Source organism: Hyphomicrobiales bacterium (assembly GCA_016710435.1).
In the GTDB taxonomy this organism is placed as follows: domain Bacteria; phylum Pseudomonadota; class Alphaproteobacteria; order Rhizobiales; family Aestuariivirgaceae; genus Aestuariivirga.
Genome location: JADJVV010000001.1, coordinates 1,745,416 through 1,762,603 on the forward strand (window position 1 = coordinate 1,745,416; position 17,188 = coordinate 1,762,603).

Consider the following 17,188-nt stretch of genomic DNA (forward strand, 5'->3'; position numbering starts at 1 on the left):
CGCAGACCATGGCTCGCCCCATTCTGATGCCGCAGGTCGGACAGGACCTGACTGAAGGCAAGCTCGTCACCCTCAAGGTCAAGGTGGGCGACAAGGTGAAGAAGGGCGACATTGTCGCCGAGGTGGAATCCGAAAAGGCCACGTTTGACGTGGAGAGCTTCGAAACCGGAACGATACTCGAGATCCGTCACAGGGAAGGCGACACGGCGACCGTCTTGCAGCCGCTCATGCTGGTGGGTGACGAAGGTGAAAAACTCGTGCTCCCCGCCACGGAAACCGTGTCAGCCGCTGCGCCAGCTTCCGCATCGATGAACGTGTCCGCCGCCGGGTCCTCGGGGGTCTCCCTGCCCGCAGGACCTGGCGCGGGCCGTTCATCGCCCTTGGCCCGCAGGCTTGCCAGCGAGGCGGGCCTGGATATTCGCCAGATTCCGGGAACGGGGCCCGGTGGCGCGGTCGTCATGAAGGACGTCGAATCCTATCGCCACACCGCACCGGGCGAAGCGAGGGTGCTGAATTTCCCGTCCACCACAGCCTCTGCTGCTGGCGGTGCCCAAGGCATCAAGTCGCTGCAGCCGGGGCAAGGCGACCCCGTTCTGTTCATCCACGGTTTCGGGGCGGACCTGTCGTCGTGGCGGCCTTTCGTGCTGCTGATGAACGTGAAGAACCCGCTTCTCGCATTGGACCTGCCCGGACATGGCATCAGCCAGGCCGCAACGGCATCGAGTTTTGACGGCATCGTGAGCCATGTGCGCGGCCAACTGGAAGCGGCGGGACTGACGCGGCTTCATCTCATCGGCCATTCGCTGGGAGCAGCGGTCGCAACGGAACTTGCGGGTGGCGGCACACTGGACGTGCGTTCGCTCACGCTCATGTCACCGGCGGGCCTCGGACCCAAGGTGAACGGGGATTTTGTGGAAGGCTTTCTGTCGGCCCAAATGGAAGCGCCGTTGCGCGCCTGGCTCGACGTGCTGGTTCACGATGCGGCCAAGCTGCCGGGCGCACTTCTCCGGGCCACGCTCGCGGGCCGCGACGGCACAAGCCTCGCCGCCCAGCAGGCCCGGATTGCTGCCGCCGTCTTCGCAGGCTCCACGCAGCTGTTTTCCATCCGCCATGCGCTGCAGCGCTACGAGGGACCGGTTCGCATGATCGTCGGCATGAACGACCACATCATCCCGCCGGACAACGCTGTTGCGCTGCCGGCCCATGTCGCAGTGCACCGCCTGCCCCAGGTTGGCCATCTGCCGCAGTTGGAGGCTGCCCCCCTTGTTGCGCGCCTGGCCAGCGAAAACATCCGCAGCGCCGGGTGATCCCGTTGCGGGTCCGCGTGCCACTCGCTATGTCCCTCCGCGATGAAAGGCACTGACGGAATGGCAATGCGCGGCACCCTGATCTTCGATCTCGACGGGACGCTGGTGGACAGTGCGGGCGACATCGCGGGCTCGCTCGACACCTTGATGCAGGAGCAGGGGCTTGCTCCCTTCGGTCTCGAACAGGGCCGCAAGCTCATCGGCCACGGCATCGCCAATCTTGTGAGGGGTGCCCTCAAGCTGCGTGGCGTGACGGATATTGAGGAGGCCGCTCCCAAGCTCACCGCCCGCTTTACCGAAATCTACGGCGCGCGCCTCACCCGCATCACAAGACCCTACCAGGGTGTAGAGGACACGCTCGCGCATCTTGCCCACGAGGGCTGGCGCATGGGCATCTGCACCAACAAGCGCGAGGCCTTCGCCCGGCAGATCGTGGTGGATTTGAAGCTCACACCCTTCATCGCCTTCACCAGCGGCCCCGACACCTTCAATGTCGCCAAGCCCGACCCGCGCCAGTTGCTTGAAACCGCGAAGGCCGTGAATGGCGGCTCGCCGTTGGTCTTTGTGGGCGACTCGGAGGTGGACGTGGAGACGGCCAAGGCCGCCGGCTGCCCGGTCATCGCCATGGCCTACGGTTACACAAAAATTCCCTTGGCCGACCTGGCGCCCGACGCCATTCTTGGAAACTTTCCCGAAATCCCGGCGGCGCTCGGCCGCATTCTCGCCCTAGCCTGAGGACACGTCATGCCGCTTCGCCTCTCCCTCAACGTCAATCCGCTGGTCAATCGCTTCGCCGATGTGGACGACCTCTGCGATACCATCGCCCAGAAGATCCGGGCGGGTTACATCCAGCTCAATCCCGAATTCCTCAACCCGTCATGGCCCTCGGCGGTGATTGCCAAGCGTGAGCGCCAGTTTCGCGCCGCCTTCGCCCGCAACGCCATGCGCGCCACCTCGGTGATGACCTCCACCTATACGCGCCTGAACCACATGGGCCATCCGGACCCGGACGTGCGCCGCTACTACGTGAACTGGTTCAAGACGCTGGCCGACATCGCGGGTGCCATCGGGGCCGACTCCATGGGCTCGCAGTTCGCCATCTTCACGCAGAAGGACTACAACGACCCCAAGCGCCGCGAGGAACTGATCGACATCGTCATTGATTGCTGGCGGGAGGTTGCGGAACACGCCAAGGCAGCGGGCCTCAAATACGTGTTCTGGGAGCCCATGTCCGTGGGCCGCGAATTCGGCCACACGATTGAAGAGTGCCGCCGCTTCGACAAGCGCCTCGCCGATGCGAAGCTCGCTCTTCCCTTCCGCATGATCGTCGACATCGACCACGGCGACGTGACGTCATCGAACCCCGCCGACACGGACCCCTATGCCTGGGCCGCGGCCTTCCCGGTGGAAAGTCCCATCATCCATGTGAAGCAGTCATCCATGAACAAGGGCGGTCACTGGCCCTTCACCGCCCAGCACAACAAGGATGGCCGCATCCAGCCGGCCAAGCTCATCGAGACGGTGAAGAACGCCGGCGGCACCGATACGGAAATCTGCATGGAACTCTCCTTCCGCGAACGCGAGCCCACCGACAGCACTGTCGTGGACGCCATCCGCGAGTCCGTCGCCTTCTGGGAGCCGCACATCGATACCGGGTTCAACGGGCGCTGACGGTCCGCCCGCCTTCTCCAAAACCTCATCCTTTGCAACATTGTGCGCTGCACCGGGCAAGTCCTTGATAATGTTGCGCTGCAAGAACTGACATGCGCCTCTCAGTTCTTGACAAAATCCCGTCCATGGGATTCAACTCTCCCATGGCACGGGCAACCATTGAGGATGTCGCGGCGCGCGCTGGAGTGAGCGTGGCGACGGTGGACCGTGTGCTGAATGCCCGCACCACGGTTCGGCCTCTCAATGCCAAGCGCGTCGAAGCGGCGATCCGTGCGCTCAACTATCACCCGGACCGTCTGGCCGCGCGCCTCGCCCGTGGCCGCGAATACCGCTTCTGCTTCGTGCTCCCCGAAGGCGACAACGTCTTCATGAAGGGCCTGGCCCACGAAATAGCGGCCCACACCCAGCACCTTGCCGCTGAACGGGTGGAGGCCGACGTGCGCCACACCGATGTCTTCGATGCCGCGGCGCTGGCGGCCACCCTCGACTCGATCCACGGTTATGATGGCGTCGCCGTCGTGGCCCTCGACCACCCGCGCGTGCGCGAGGCCGTGAACGGCCTGATCGCGCGCGGCACGGAAGTGGTGACGCTCGTCTCTGATGTGCCGGGTGCCGCCCGCGCCCATTTCGTCGGCATCGACAATTCTGCCGCCGGCCGCACGGCGGCAACCCTCATGGGCCGCTTCCTCGGCGGGCGAAAAGGCAAGGTCGGCCTCATCGCCGGTTCACTGGCGCTGCGCGATCATGCCGAACGCCACTTCGGCTTCGTGCAGGTGATGGGGCAGGAATACGCCGGTCTTACGCTCCTGCCCCTGAGAGAAGAGCGCGACAGCGCATCGCGCACCGGCCAGGCCACCACCGATCTTCTTGCAGCACACCGCGATCTCATCGGCCTCTATAATGTGGGCGCCGGCACCGACGGCATCGTGGCGGCCCTGCGCCGGGTCCAGCCGAAGCAGAACCTTGTCGTCATCGCCCATGAACTGAGCGACATGTCCCGCGCCGCACTGATGGACGGCACGCTCTCCGCCGTGATTGCCCAGGACCCCGGCCACGAAATCCGCAGTGCCATGCGCGTGCTCATGGCGCGCTGCGACCGTCAGCCCATCCTTGCGGCACAGGAGCGCATTTCCATCGACGTCTTCCTGCGGGACAACTTGCCATGACCCCCGCAGCCCAGAGCAAAGTGAGGCCCCATGTATCTCGGTCTTGATTTCGGCACGTCCTCGGTGAAGGGCGTCCTCATCGATGCAAAGCAGAAGATCATCGCCATCGCCTCGTCGCCCCTCAAGGTTTCCCGGCCCCATTCCGGCTGGAGCGAGCAGAACCCGGAGGACTGGTGGAAGGCCACCAACAAGGTGATCGCCCAATTGAAGGCGGCAAAGCCCAAGGCCATGGCGGCGGTGGAAGGGATCGGCCTCTCCGGCCAGCAACACGGCGCAACGCTGCTCGACAAGGACGGCAAGGTGCTGCGCCCCTGCATCCTGTGGAACGATGCACGCTCCTTTGTCGAATGTCAGGAGATCATGGCGCGGGAGCCGCGGGCCGTGCCCTTGACCGGCAACATTCCGCTCGCGGGCTACACTGCACCGAAGCTCGTCTGGGTGCAGAAGCACGAGCCGAAGGTCTTCGAGAAAGTCGCCAAGGTCCTGCTGCCCAAGGACTACATCCGCTACCGCATGACCGGCACCTACGGCTCCGACATGTCGGATTCCTCCGGCACCTACTGGCTCGATATCGCGGGCCGCAAATGGTCGGACATGCTGCTGGCTGCCTCCGGTATGCGCCGCGACCAGATGCCGGAACTGTTTGAAGGCACCGACCCGACAGGGCAGTTGACGCCCTCCGTCGCGAAAGCCTGGGGCATGCCCAAGCGCCCCGTGGTGGCGGGTGGCGGCGGCGACAATGCGGCCTCTGCCTGCGGCATCGGCGCTGTCACCGACGGCGCGGGCTTCTTCTCCATTGGCACATCCGGCGTGATGTTTGTCTCCAACGACACATTCTCCCCCAATGCCGAACGCTACGTGCACGCTTTCTGCCATGCCGTGCCCAACACCTGGCACCAGATGGGTGTCATCGTTTCGGCAACGGCAAGCCTCGAATGGCTCTCGGGCGTGCTGCAATCCCCCGCCCCGCAATTGACCAAGGCGCTGGGCACCAAGCTCAACGGGCACTCACCGGCACTCTTCCTGCCCTACCTCTCGGGCGAGAGAACGCCTGTCGGTGACGCACAAGTGCGTGGCCTGATGATGGGGATCGGCCACGAGACCGACCGCAAGATCATGACCCATGCCGTACTGGACTCGATCGCATTCGCCTTCCGGGACTCGCTCGTCGCCCTGCGCGCCGGTGGCGCCACCATCAACCGCCTCATGGCCGTGGGTGGCGGCACCAAGTCGGAGATATGGATGAAGATCATGGCCACGGCCATGGGCCTTCCCATCGATCTTCCGGCATCGGGTGAAGTGGGCGGCGCTTTTGGTGCGGCCCGCATGGGACTTGTCGCGGCAACGGGCGAAGACTTCCGCAAGGTCTTCACAAGGCCGAAGACGGCGAAGACCTTCACGCCGGAAAAATCCGCAACCGCAGCCTATGACGACCACTACCATCGCTACACGCAAATTTATCCTGCCATCAAGGAGATCAGGCTCACATGACATTCTTCAGCGCGAAGAAGGCAAAATTCGAAGGCCCCAAATCGAAGGCCGACCTGGCCTTCCGTCACTATGAAAAGAACAGGAAGGTGATGGGCAAGACCATGGCGGAGCACCTGCGCTTTGCCATGTGCTGGTGGCACACCACCTGCTGGCCGGGCAGCGATCCCTTCGGCGGCGATACGTTCCTGCGCCCGTGGCACCACAGCGCCGATGAAATGGCGGCCGCACGCCAGAAGGCCGATGTGATGTTCGAAGCGATGGACCTCTCCTCCATCGACCTCTTCTGCTTCCACGACCGCGACATCGCCCCGGAAGGCAACTCGCTGAAGGAAAGCAATGCCAACGTCACGGCCATTGCCAACTACATCGAGAAGAAGATGGCCAAGGGCAAGAAGAAGCTGCTCTGGGGCACGGCCAACATGTTCTCCAACCGCCGCTTCATGGCCGGTGCCGCCACCAATCCGGATCCCGATGTGTTTGCCTATTGTGCCGCGCAGGTAAAGCACTGCATGGACGTGACCAAGGGCCTGGGCGGCGCCAACTACGTGATGTGGGGCGGCCGCGAAGGCTACGAGACGCTGCTCAACACCAACATCGGCCATGAACTGGAAGCGGCCAAGCGCATGCTGGCGCTGGTGATCGAGTACAAGCACAAGATCGGCTTCAAGGGCCCGATCCTGATCGAACCCAAGCCGCAGGAGCCGACCAAGCACCAGTACGACTACGACGTCGCCACTGTCTATTCGCTCATCTCGTCGCTTGGCGCGCAGAAGGACGTGAAGGTCAACATCGAGCAGAACCATGCCATCCTCGCGGGCCACACCTTCGAGCATGAAATCGCGCTCGCATCAGCGCTGGGCATCTTCGGCTCCATCGACCTGAACCGCGGCGACTATCAGTCCGGCTGGGACACCGACCAGTTCATTGTCGACGTGCCGGAATTGACCGTTGCCATGTATGAAATCCTCAAGGCCGGCGGCTTCACCACGGGCGGCATGAACTTCGACGCCAAGATCCGCCGCCAGTCCATCGACCCGGACGACATCATCCACGCCCATGTGGGCTCCATGGATGCCTGCGCCAAGGCGCTGCTCAACGCCGCCGACATGATGGAGGATGCCAAGCTGCAGACCATCGTCGACGAACGCTACAGCGGCTGGAAAACGGCGCAGAACAAGGCCATGCTCGCGGGCAAGGAGAGCCTCGAACAGATCGCCGCCCGCGTGGAAAAGAAGAACATCAACCCGCAGCCCCGGTCCGGGCAGCAGGAACGCCTCGAAAATCTCATCAACCGCTATTGCTGAACGCCTCGGGAGGACACAACATCATGGCAACAGACATCAAGGGACCGGGCATTTTCCTGGCGCAATTCGCAGGCGATGCGGCCCCGTTCAACTCTTTTGACTCGATCACCAAGTGGGCGGGCTCGCTCGGTTACAAGGGCGTGCAGATTCCCTCGTGGGATGGCCGCATGATCGATCTGAAGAAGGCGGCGGAATCCAAGACCTACTGCGATGAACTGAAGGGCATCGCCAGGAAGAATGGCGTGGAGATCACCGAACTCTCCACCCACTTGCAGGGCCACCTCGTTGCCATTCACCCGGCCTACGACGAAGCGGTGGATGCCTTTGCGCCGCCGCAGGTGCATGGCAATCCGAAGGCCCGTCAGGCCTGGGCCTGCGAGCAGGTGAAGCTCGCCGCCAAGGCGTCGAAGAACATGGGGCTCCATCGTCACGTTTCGTTCTCCGGCGCGCTGGCCTGGCCCTTCCTCTATCCATGGCCGCCGCGTGCGCCGGGCGTTGTCGAGGAAGCTTTCAAGGAACTGGGCAAGCGCTGGACGCCGCTGCTCGATGCCATGAAGGACAATGGCGTGAAGGTCGGTTTCGAACTGCATCCTGGCGAAGACACCTTCGATGGCGAGACCTTCGAAATGTTCCTCGCCGAAACCGGCAACCATGAAAGCTGCGGCATCAACTACGATCCCTCGCATTTCCTCCTGCAGCAGATGGACTATGTTGAGTTCATCCACATCTACCACGAGCGCATCTTCGCCTTCCATGTGAAGGACGCGGAATTCAACCCGAACGGCAAGCAGGGCGTCTATTCCGGCTTCCAGAATTGGACGAAACGCGCCGGCCGCTTCCGCTCGCTGGGCGATGGACAGGTGGATTTCTCCTCCATCTTCTCGGCGCTGGCACAGCACAACTACGACCACTGGGCCGTGCTGGAATGGGAATGTTGCCTGAAGGACGCGAGCCAAGGTGCCAGGGAAGGTGCCCCCTTCATCGAAAGCCACATCATCAAGACCACGGCGAAGGCCTTCGACGACTTCGCCGCCGGCAACAAGGACACCGGCAAGGCGCGCCGCATGCTCGGGCTGGAATAGGAGGACGGCACCATGGTCACAGGCACACGCGAAAAGAAAACGGGCCGCATCCGGCTCGGCATGGTGGGGGGCGGGCAGGGAGCGTTCATCGGCGCCGTGCACCGTCTCGCCGCGCGCATGGACGACGAATATGAATTCGTCGCAGGCGCACTCTCCGCTGATCCGAAAAAGGCCGCCGCCTCCGCCGCGGATCTCGGACTGGACCCGTCGCGGAGCTATGGCTCCTTCGAGGAGATGGCCAAGGCCGAAGCAAAACGCGCCGACGGCATCGAGGCCGTGGCCATCGTCACGCCGAACCATGTGCACGTTCCGGCGGCGAAGGCTTTCATCAACGCGGGCATCCATGTGATCTGCGACAAGCCTTTGGCGCTCTCGCTCAAGGAAGCAAAGAGCCTCGAGGCACTGCTGGCGAAGAGGAAGGATGTGATTTTCGCCCTCACCCACAACTACTCCGGCTATCCCATGATCCGTCAGGCCAAGGCCATGGTGGCCGCGGGCGAACTGGGCGACATTCGCCTCGTGCAGGGCGAATACCCGCAGGACTGGCTGACGACCGCTCTCGAAAAGACCGGGCAGAAGCAGGCGGCCTGGCGTACCGATCCCAAGCGCTCCGGTGCTGGCGGTTGCGTCGGCGACATCGGCACGCACACCTATCAGCTGATGTGCGATGTCTCGGGCCTCGCGGGCGCGGAACTCGCCGCTGATCTGACCAGCTTCGTCAAGGGCCGCGCGCTCGACGACAACGCCAACGTGATGCTGCGTTTCAAGGCCAAGGACGGCACATCCGCCAAGGGCATGCTCTGGGCGAGCCAGGTGGCACCCGGCAACGAGAACGGCCTCAAGATCCGCGTCTATGGAACCAAGGGCGGGCTGGAATGGTCGCAGGAAAATCCCAACCTCCTGTGGTACACGCCCTTCGGTGAACCGAAGCGGCTTATCACCCGGGGCGGCGCAGGCTCCGGTCCCGCCGCAGGCCGCGTGACGCGCGTGCCGCCGGGACATCCCGAAGGCTATCTGGAGGGCTTCGCCAACCTTTACACCGAGGTTGCCCGCGCCATCAAAGCTGCCCGCGCCGGAAAGAAGGCGGACAAGGACGTGACCTTCCCCGGCATCGCCGACGGCATCGCCGGCATGGCCTTCATCGAGGCCTGCGTGAAATCCTCCAAAGCCAACGGCAGGTGGACGAAGCTGTAAACCAGTCCTGCGCCCTTCGGCCTCTTTCGCTCCGCCCCGTACTGTGGTTTGAGAGCGCCCAGAGGCACAAGGGGGCGTTCTTACATGGCTGACATCATCGTCATCGGCGCGGGCCACAATGGTCTGGTGTGCGCCTATTACCTGGCGCGCGCCGGCCATGCGGTCACGGTGCTGGAGAAGCGCGACGTGGTGGGCGGTGCCGCCGTCACCGAGGAGTTCCACCCCGGCTTCCGCAATTCCGTGGCCGCCTACACGGTTTCGCTGCTCAATCCGAAGGTGATTGCCGACATGGACCTGCCGCGCCATGGCCTGACCGTGGTGGAGCGCGAAATATCCAACTTCCTGCCGCTGAACGATCGTGAATACCTCAAGGTGGGCGGCGGCAAGACAAAGTCGGAAGTGGCGAAATTTTCTGCACGGGACGCAGACCGCCTCGATGCCTATGGCGAACACCTGGATGTGGTGGCGGACCTGCTGCGCGATCTGGTGCTGGAAACGCCGCCCAATGCGGTTTCAGGCCGCGGCCTTCTCGCCGTGCTGCCGCAACTCTTCAAGGCCGGCACGCTGGGCCGTCGCATCGCCAGGCTTCCTGCCGCCATGCAGCAGCAAGTGCTCAATCTCTTCACCCAGTCGGCGGGCGATTATCTCGACCAGTGGTTCGAGAGCGCTCCCATCAAGGCGGCCTATGGCTTTGATGGCATCGTCGGCAACTATGCCTCTCCCTACGCGGCAGGCTCGGCCTACGTGCTGTTGCATCACGTCTTCGGCGAGGTGAATGGCAAGAAGGGCGCCTGGGGTCATGCCATCGGCGGCATGGGCGCGATCACGCAAGCCATGGCCCGCGCCTGTAGCGAGGCGGGCGTCACCATCCGCACCGGAACCGGCGTGAAGCGCGTACTCACCGACAAATTTGGCGTGACGGGCGTCGAGACCAGCAGCGGCGAGGTCATCAAGGCCGGCGCCGTCGTCTCCAACCTCAATCCGAAATTGCTCTTTACACGGATGATCGAGCAGGGCGTCCTGCCCCAGCCCTTTTCCCGGCGCATGGAAAGCTGGAAGTGCGGTTCCGGCACCTTTCGCATGAACGTGGCACTGTCGGAGCTTCCGGGCTTCACCTGTCTCCCGGGAAAGACGCGCGCCGAACATCACACCGCCGGCATCATCATTGCGCCGAGCCTCGCCTACATGGAAGACGCGTGGATGGATGCGCGCCGCGACGGCTGGTCGAAACAGCCCATCGTGGAAATCCTCATTCCCTCAACGCTTGATGAGACACTCGCCCCCAAGGGCGCCCATGTCGCCAGCCTGTTCTGCCAGCACGTCGCACCCACATTGCCTGACGGCAAATCATGGGATGACCATCGTGAGGAAGTTGCGGACCTGATGATCGCGACGGTGGACAGGTTTGCGCCCGGTTTCAAGAAATCCGTCATTGCCCGCCAGATCAATTCCCCGCTCGATCTCGAGCGCACCTTTGGTTTGGTCGGGGGCGACATCTTCCACGGTGCCCTGGGTCTCGACCAGTTGTTCTCCGCCCGCCCCATGCTGGGCTATGCCGACTACCGCACCCCGGTGAAGGGGCTCTATCAATGCGGCTCGGGCACCCATCCCGGCGGCGGCGTCACCGGCGCCCCCGGACACAATGCGGCCCGCGAGATGTTGCGCGATTTGAGGTGAACCTGCGGCATGGTGCAGGGCCTAGTGGCCTGCGTCTCCCGCCGCTTTCTGCACTTTCTTCTTGATGTGGCGGGCCGTCAGCCACACCGCGAGGATCACCAGGGGAATGGAGAAGAACTGGAACAGCTTCTCGTCGAAGGACACGAACTTTCCGGCACCTTCGATCAGCTTTCCCACGATGCCGATCACGTAGTAGCTGATCGCCGCAACCGACAGGCCCTCCACCGTCTCCTGCAGCATGAGCTGTAGCCGCGCCCGCTTTTCCATGGATTGCAGCAGCGACTGGTTCTGTCCTTCCAGTGCGATGTCGACGCGCGTGCGCAACAGGTTGCTGGCCCGTTCGCAGCGCTGCGCCAATCCGGCGATGCGGGATTCAACCGCGGCACAGGTGGCAATCGCCGGCATGAAGCGCCGCTCAAGGAACACGCCCAGGCGCTGATGGTTCTGCACCCGCTCCTCGCCCAGTTCCGCCAGGCGCTTGCTCACCAGCGCCGAATAGGCCCGCGCCGCCGCGAAGCGATAGCTCGTCTGGTCGGAGAGACTTTCAATGTCACGCGACAGGCCGATGAGCTTTTGCAGAAGGTTCGCATCCTCTGAGCGCGGATGTCCGGCCATGCCGTCGATGATGGCACTCAGATCTGTTTCGAGGCGCTTCAGCGTGCCCTGTGCGGAACGCGCCAGCGGCAGCGCCAGCAGCGCCATCATGCGGTAGGTTTCGATCTCGTGTAGCCGCCGTGTGAGCCGTCCCAGGCGGTGCGGCGAACCGCTGCCGTCGTGGATCAGCAGCCGCGTGTAGCCATCGTCACCGATGCGGAAGTCGCTCCACACCGTCGTCTTGCCCTGGTTCACCCGCGAACAGGCGATTTCCTCGGAATCGAACAGGGCTGCAATGCGGGCCGCCGTGGGCGGCTTGTCATCCCGCCCCAGCACATGGGTGTGTATGGCGACCAGCCGATGGCCCGGGAGGCCTTCCAGCCATCCCTCCGGCAACCAGTCCACCCCCTCCGCCGCCTTTGCCGGACTGAAGGAGGTGACACTCACCCGGTAGAACTCGCCGTGGCGTTCGTACTTGAACAGTCCGTCCTTCACGACCGCGCCCACATGCAGCGCGCCCAGGTCCGGTGGCGGAATGTTCTTCATCCGGCACAGCGCCTGAATGGCGGGCAGGGGATCACCGTCGCCGGGGGCGAGCGTGAAGGCGAGGTGGCTGATGCGGGCCGGAGCAGTCACGGGAAGGCCCGGTCTGCCGTGCACCTCGTCGTTCAGCGCGTGGCGGAGGGGATGGTCGTTCATGGGCAGGCATGTAGCGCCGCCATAGGCAAGCCCGCCACCTGCAATCCGCCGCATCAGCGCTGCTCTCCGCCAATGTGCCAGCGGCGAAGCGCTTCCCTCATATTTTGAGGTGCGCGCACATATCCTCTTCCCAGCGCAACAGGAATGGCTATAAGGGCGCCCATCATTCCCACAGAAAGGTTTGGAGACTCTCCATGGCAAAAGTCCGCGTCGCAGTTAACGGGTTCGGCCGCATCGGCCGCAACATCGTCCGTGCCATCTATGAATCGGGCCGCAAGGACATCGACGTCGTGGCCGTCAACGACCTCGGTCCGGTCGAAACCAATGCCCACCTGCTGCGCTACGACTCTGTCCATGGCCGCTTCCCCCATCAGGTCACGACCAAGGGTGACTCGATCTCGATCGGCACCGACACCTTCAAGGTGACGGCGATCAAGGATCCGTCGCAGCTGCCGTGGAAGGACCTCGGCATCGACATCGCGCTGGAATGCACGGGCATCTTCACCGCCAAGGACAAGGCTTCGGCCCACCTCACCGCCGGCGCCAAGCGCGTCATCGTCTCGGCCCCCGCTGATGGCGCTGACTACACCGTCGTCTATGGCGTGAACCACCAAGGCCTGACCAAGGACCACATGGTGATCTCGAACGCCTCGTGCACCACCAACTGCCTCGCCCCCGTGGCCAAGGTGCTGAACGATGCCATCGGCATCGATCACGGCTTCATGACCACGATCCATGCCTACACCGGCGACCAGCCGACGCTCGACACCATGCACAAGGACCTCTACCGCGCCCGTGCGGCCGCCATGTCCATGATCCCGACGTCGACAGGTGCCGCCAAGGCCATCGGTCTCGTCATTCCGGAACTGAAGGGCAAGCTCGACGGCACCTCGATCCGCGTGCCGACCCCGAACGTGTCCGTCGTCGACTTCAAGTTCGTGGCCAAGAAGAAGACCACGGTTGAAGAAGTGAACGCCGCGATCAAGGCCGCCGCTGATGGCCCGCTCAAGGGCATCCTCGGTTATACCCTCGATCCGAACGTCTCGATCGACTTCAACCACAATCCCAATTCGTCCACCTTCCACATGGACCAGACCAAGGTCATCGAAGGCACGCTCGTGCGCATCCTCACCTGGTACGACAACGAGTGGGGCTTCTCCAACCGCATGGGCGACACCGCTGTCCACTTCGGCAAGCTCATCGCCTGAGCGGATCGCATACCGATCGTGAAAACCCCGGCCTTTGCGCCGGGGTTTTTCTTTGGGTGGGGGCCATCACCCACTTAACCCGCTGCTAACCATACCGAATTATCGGTTGAGGCTGGACGGAACCCTGATCATGCGGGGCGTCAGGGATGTGGCTGGGGGAGATGCGGCGAACGACACCATGCAAGCGGCTGGCGTGTGCCCTCGCCGTGCTGTGGGCCGCGCTGTGCAGTCTTGCCACCGCAGGCCATGCGGCCACATGCGGGCCCGCCACATCGCCGGGCACCGCACCGCCGTCCTGGCAGACCTATTGCTGGATCGACATGACCAGCTACAACAACACCACCGTCATGGGTGCGGGGCAGAATTTCTCCATCACCTTGTCCGATGGCTCGGTGTTCAGTTTCAAGCTCACCGGCGTTCGCACGCCCACGACGGCAGGCCTGACCGCCATTGCGCCACCCTCGTGGTCCGGCTCGGCGGTGGGCAACACGGCCTTCCTCGGCATTCCCAACAAGCCGATCCTCTACACCACCGCTGCCGGCACCATCACGCTCACCATGAGCAGCATCGTCCTCACGCCGCCACCGGGCGGTGCCACCACGGGCCTGTTCAAGGTGATCATTGCGGATGCCGAGTCGAGCAACAACGGCGAGTCCCTCACCTACACCACCAACGGCGGCAACTGGACAGTGATCGACCAGGTCGATCCCATTTCGGGCGCCATTTATCCGACGATCACCAATACCGGCTCGACTTTCACGGAAACGGGCGTGGCCGGCACGGTCGGTGCCTACATCGTCGGCACGCAAAGCCCGACGACTGTGACGGCCAAACTGGTGGCGGGTGGCCTGCAGGGCATCATGTTCGCCATCCAGTATGCCACGGTCTCGACCCGCAAGGTGATCTCCGGAAGCCGCGCCAATGCCGCCGACCAGTTTACCTACGGTGCCAAGGTCACTTCGACGGGCAGCATCTTTGCGCAGAACACGACGACCGGCAGCGGTCTCGGGCCCTTTGCGGGCTCCGTTGCCACCGTCTCCTCCAGCGTGCCAACCACCGTTTTCGAAAGCATGGCCACGGGCAGCGCCAGCGTGCTGGGGCAATATACAACCTCGCTCACCTGCACCAACGGCACCGCCGGATCGCCAACGGTGCTGCCCGTCAACCAGCCTGTCACCAGTTACAACATCGCCACCATCGCCTATGGCGACGCCATACAGTGCACTTTCACCAACACGCCTATTCCCGCAACGGTCACCATCCGCAAGACCACAGTCGGCGCCCTTGGCGTCACGACCTTCACGCAGACAAACCTCGCCTCCAACCCGCCCCCCATCAGCACGGTGACGGCGGGCGTTCCGGCCCCTGCATCGCCAGCGCCCATCACCGTGACCGCCTTCAATACCAACGTGCAGATCATTGAGGCCGTCGATCCCAATTTCACCCTGACGGCGGCAAGCTGCACCGACGCCAATGCGGCCGTCACGGGCAATCCCGCAAGTTTCGGCACATTTGCCGGCACCACCGTCACCATCCCCGCTGCCAACGTGCGCGCTGCGGCGCAGATCACCTGCAGCCTCACCAATACGGCCAATGCCCCGCGCCTCAGCCTGCAGAAGGCACTTGCCGGAACGGGACGTGTGGCCGCCGCCGACCAGTTTTCCCTGCGCGCCACAGGCTCAGGCGCGCCCGCTGCCGTCACGACCACAGGCACGGGCACGGCCATCACTTCATCGCCCGTGTCCTTTGCTGCCGTGGCCGGAAGTGCCTACACCCTGACGGAAACCATGGCCGCCGGGTCGCCGTCCGCCCTCACCAAATATCTGACCTCGGTTGCCTGCGCCAACAGCAACACCCTGGGCACCAATGTCTCGTCCCTGACCACGATCCCCGTGAGCGTGACGCCCGCACAAGGCGACGGCATCAGCTGTGTCATCACCAACAGGCCGGTGATCGCAACCGTGACCCTGGACAAGACCTCCAGCAGCGCCGGCCCCTTCACCGTGGGACAGGTGGTCGTCTATGGCTACACCATCACCAACACGGGCAACGTCAGCATTGGAAACATCACGGTTGCCGACATGCACGGAAGCCCGGCGCTGCCCATCCCGCTCGGTAGCGGCGGCATCACGGGCGAAAGCCTCGTCGTGGCGGGTCCCTTGGGTGCGGGTGCTTCCCCGGACAGCACGCCAAATGACGGCGTGTGGACAACCCTCGCCCCCGGCGCCACAGTGCATTTCACCTACTCCCACACGGTCAGTCAGGCGGAAGTCAACCACGGCTGATGGTTGGTTTTCCAATGCTACAAATGGCCCCTTGCGAACGGCGGGTTGCTCCCTGAGAGTGCGCCACCATGAAAAACCGCCCCCTCCTGATTTCCCCCTCCATTCTCGCCGCCGATTTTGCCCGGTTGGGCGAGGAAGTCCGTGCCATTGAAACGGGAGGCGCCGACTGGGTGCACATCGACGTCATGGACGGACATTTCGTCCCCAACATCTCCTTCGGCTTTCCGGTCATGCAGTCCCTGCGGCCGCTCACGAAGCTCCCCTTCGACGTTCATCTCATGATCGCCCCGGCTGATCCCTATCTGGCGCAGTTCGCGGCGGCGGGTGCCGATGTCATCACCGTCCATGCCGAGGCCGGTCCACACCTGCACCGTTCGCTGCAGGCCATCCGCGCCCTGGGCCGGAAGGCGGGCGTGTCGCTCAATCCGGGCACGCCGGTGTCTGTGCTGGAACATGTGATTGATGAACTCGACCTCATCCTGGTGATGACCGTGAACCCGGGCTTTGGCGGTCAGAGCTTCATCCCCGCCATGCTCGACAAGATACGTCAGGCCCGCGCCCTGATCGGCGGCCGCCCCATTGATCTCGAAGTTGATGGTGGCGTGACTGCGAAAAATGCCGGTGAAGTTGTCCGCGCCGGGGCCAATGTGCTGGTTGCGGGCTCTGCCGTGTTCAAGGGTGACTACGCCGCCAACATCCGCGCCATCCGTGGAGCCGCAGGAATCACGGCTTGATTTCAATGGGTTGCGCGAGGCTTGGAGGTCGCGTCACGAATTCCAACCTGAACGGCAGATAAATTTCCCCCTCAGCATCGGTTCAGGGCCGCTCCCCTAGAAAGGCACCATCAAATGCTTTTCCAGAGGGAACGGAAACCATGAACAAGATCCTGAAAATCGCCGCCGCCGCGCTGAGTATCACCATGGCCGCCGCGTTCGTTTCGACCGCCAAGGCCGATGACAGCCTCTACGGCAACGACGGTGCCGTGATCGTCCCGGCCTCCACCAGCATGTCGGAAGTCGATGCCACCGCCACCTTCCCGAGCGTGAAGCGCGGCAAGATCATCTCCTTCCAGAGCGCCAAGAAGCGCGGCTCGATCGTCATCTCCACCCGCAAGAACGAACTCTACCTCGTCCTCGGTTATGGCAAGGCGGTGATGTACCGCGTCGCCACCGCCCGCAAGGGCTTCGAATGGGCCGGCGTGCACAAGGTCTCGTCCAAGACGGAATGGCCGGACTGGCGCCCCCCGGTGGAAATGCGCGTCCGCCATCCTGAGCTTCCCGCCTACATGGCAGGTGGCCCGAAGAACCCGCTCGGTGCGCGCGCCATGTATCTGGGCTCGTCCATCTACCGCATCCACGGCACCAACGAGCCGAAGTCCATCGGCAAGGCCGCCTCTTCGGGTTGCATCCGCATGCTGAACGCCGACGTGACCGAACTCTACCAGCTGGTAAAGGTCGGCGCCGAGGTGACGGTCAACTGATCACGGACTGAACTGGCATTTCCCGCCCCC

General features: G+C 63.6%; 14 protein-coding genes. 13 read left to right on the forward strand and 1 reads right to left on the reverse strand.

Annotation, left to right across the window (positions count from 1 at the left end):
- Positions 1-8 precede the first annotated feature (8 nt).
- From IPM06_08450 to IPM06_08490, 9 genes are all read left to right on the forward strand, one after another.
- Entirely contained in the window at positions 9-1,307 is a 1,299-nt protein-coding gene (locus IPM06_08450) for an acetoin dehydrogenase dihydrolipoyllysine-residue acetyltransferase subunit (GenBank protein MBK8770445.1), read from the forward strand.
- 66 nt (positions 1,308-1,373) lie between these two features.
- Positions 1,374-2,042 (forward strand): HAD-IA family hydrolase, encoded by a 669-nt coding sequence (locus tag IPM06_08455; GenBank protein MBK8770446.1) that lies wholly within the window; start codon positions 1,374-1,376, stop codon positions 2,040-2,042.
- 9 nt (positions 2,043-2,051) lie between these two features.
- Entirely contained in the window at positions 2,052-2,978 is a 927-nt protein-coding gene (locus IPM06_08460) for an erythrose 4-phosphate dehydrogenase (GenBank protein ID MBK8770447.1), read from the forward strand.
- Between the two features lie 143 nt (positions 2,979-3,121).
- Positions 3,122-4,144 (forward strand): LacI family DNA-binding transcriptional regulator, encoded by a 1,023-nt coding sequence (locus IPM06_08465; protein ID MBK8770448.1) that lies wholly within the window; start codon positions 3,122-3,124, stop codon positions 4,142-4,144.
- Between the two features lie 30 nt (positions 4,145-4,174).
- Positions 4,175-5,635: a xylulokinase gene (gene xylB, locus IPM06_08470; protein ID MBK8770449.1), complete on the forward strand. Its 1,461-nt coding sequence runs from the start codon at positions 4,175-4,177 to the stop codon at positions 5,633-5,635.
- Positions 5,632-6,939, forward strand: coding sequence for a xylose isomerase (gene xylA / locus IPM06_08475; GenBank protein MBK8770450.1), 1,308 nt, complete (start codon positions 5,632-5,634; stop codon positions 6,937-6,939). The genes xylB and xylA overlap by 4 nt, the downstream gene beginning before the upstream one ends.
- 23 nt (positions 6,940-6,962) lie before the next feature.
- Positions 6,963-8,021 (forward strand): sugar phosphate isomerase/epimerase, encoded by a 1,059-nt coding sequence (locus IPM06_08480; protein MBK8770451.1) that lies wholly within the window; start codon positions 6,963-6,965, stop codon positions 8,019-8,021.
- Between the two features lie 12 nt (positions 8,022-8,033).
- Complete coding sequence (locus IPM06_08485; protein MBK8770452.1) at positions 8,034-9,215, forward strand: Gfo/Idh/MocA family oxidoreductase; 1,182 nt, start codon at positions 8,034-8,036, stop codon at positions 9,213-9,215.
- An 84-nt stretch (positions 9,216-9,299) separates the two neighbouring features.
- Entirely contained in the window at positions 9,300-10,892 is a 1,593-nt protein-coding gene (locus IPM06_08490; protein MBK8770453.1) for an NAD(P)/FAD-dependent oxidoreductase, read from the forward strand.
- A 21-nt stretch (positions 10,893-10,913) separates the two neighbouring features.
- Here the strand turns inward: IPM06_08490 and IPM06_08495 are convergent, their stop codons facing one another.
- A complete protein-coding gene (locus tag IPM06_08495) occupies positions 10,914-12,239 on the reverse strand; it encodes a DUF3422 domain-containing protein (GenBank protein ID MBK8770454.1) in 1,326 nt (441 codons plus the stop codon).
- A 140-nt stretch (positions 12,240-12,379) separates the two neighbouring features.
- Here IPM06_08495 and gap point away from each other — a divergent pair, with 140 nt between their 5' ends.
- From gap to IPM06_08515, 4 genes are all read left to right on the forward strand, one after another.
- Positions 12,380-13,393 (forward strand): type I glyceraldehyde-3-phosphate dehydrogenase, encoded by a 1,014-nt coding sequence (gene gap, locus IPM06_08500; protein ID MBK8770455.1) that lies wholly within the window; start codon positions 12,380-12,382, stop codon positions 13,391-13,393.
- Positions 13,394-13,554: 161 nt separating this feature from the next.
- The gene (locus IPM06_08505) at positions 13,555-15,678 is read left to right on the forward strand and encodes a hypothetical protein (protein MBK8770456.1); all 2,124 of its coding nucleotides are present in this window, start codon (positions 13,555-13,557) and stop codon (positions 15,676-15,678) included.
- A gap of 68 nt (positions 15,679-15,746) precedes the next feature.
- Entirely contained in the window at positions 15,747-16,412 is a 666-nt protein-coding gene (locus IPM06_08510) for a ribulose-phosphate 3-epimerase (protein ID MBK8770457.1), read from the forward strand.
- A 140-nt stretch (positions 16,413-16,552) separates the two neighbouring features.
- Positions 16,553-17,158 carry a L,D-transpeptidase gene (locus tag IPM06_08515; GenBank protein MBK8770458.1) on the forward strand — a complete coding sequence of 202 codons (606 nt, stop codon included), beginning with the start codon at positions 16,553-16,555 and terminating at the stop codon, positions 17,156-17,158.
- Positions 17,159-17,188: the final 30 nt, after the last annotated feature.

Coding starts and splice junctions, on each gene's coding strand:
- gap (MBK8770455.1), top strand. CDS start 12,380: ATGGCAAAAGTCCGCGTCGCAGTTAACGGGTTCGGCCGCATCGGCCGC.
- IPM06_08510 (MBK8770457.1), top strand. CDS start 15,747: ATGAAAAACCGCCCCCTCCTGATTTCCCCCTCCATTCTCGCCGCCGAT.
- IPM06_08490 (MBK8770453.1), top strand. CDS start 9,300: ATGGCTGACATCATCGTCATCGGCGCGGGCCACAATGGTCTGGTGTGC.
- IPM06_08485 (MBK8770452.1), top strand. CDS start 8,034: ATGGTCACAGGCACACGCGAAAAGAAAACGGGCCGCATCCGGCTCGGC.
- IPM06_08495 (MBK8770454.1), bottom strand. CDS start 12,239: ATGCGGCGGATTGCAGGTGGCGGGCTTGCCTATGGCGGCGCTACATGC.
- IPM06_08480 (MBK8770451.1), top strand. CDS start 6,963: ATGGCAACAGACATCAAGGGACCGGGCATTTTCCTGGCGCAATTCGCA.
- IPM06_08515 (MBK8770458.1), top strand. CDS start 16,553: ATGAACAAGATCCTGAAAATCGCCGCCGCCGCGCTGAGTATCACCATG.
- IPM06_08455 (MBK8770446.1), top strand. CDS start 1,374: ATGCGCGGCACCCTGATCTTCGATCTCGACGGGACGCTGGTGGACAGT.
- xylB (MBK8770449.1), top strand. CDS start 4,175: ATGTATCTCGGTCTTGATTTCGGCACGTCCTCGGTGAAGGGCGTCCTC.
- IPM06_08505 (MBK8770456.1), top strand. CDS start 13,555: ATGCGGCGAACGACACCATGCAAGCGGCTGGCGTGTGCCCTCGCCGTG.
- IPM06_08450 (MBK8770445.1), top strand. CDS start 9: ATGGCTCGCCCCATTCTGATGCCGCAGGTCGGACAGGACCTGACTGAA.
- IPM06_08465 (MBK8770448.1), top strand. CDS start 3,122: ATGGCACGGGCAACCATTGAGGATGTCGCGGCGCGCGCTGGAGTGAGC.
- xylA (MBK8770450.1), top strand. CDS start 5,632: ATGACATTCTTCAGCGCGAAGAAGGCAAAATTCGAAGGCCCCAAATCG.
- IPM06_08460 (MBK8770447.1), top strand. CDS start 2,052: ATGCCGCTTCGCCTCTCCCTCAACGTCAATCCGCTGGTCAATCGCTTC.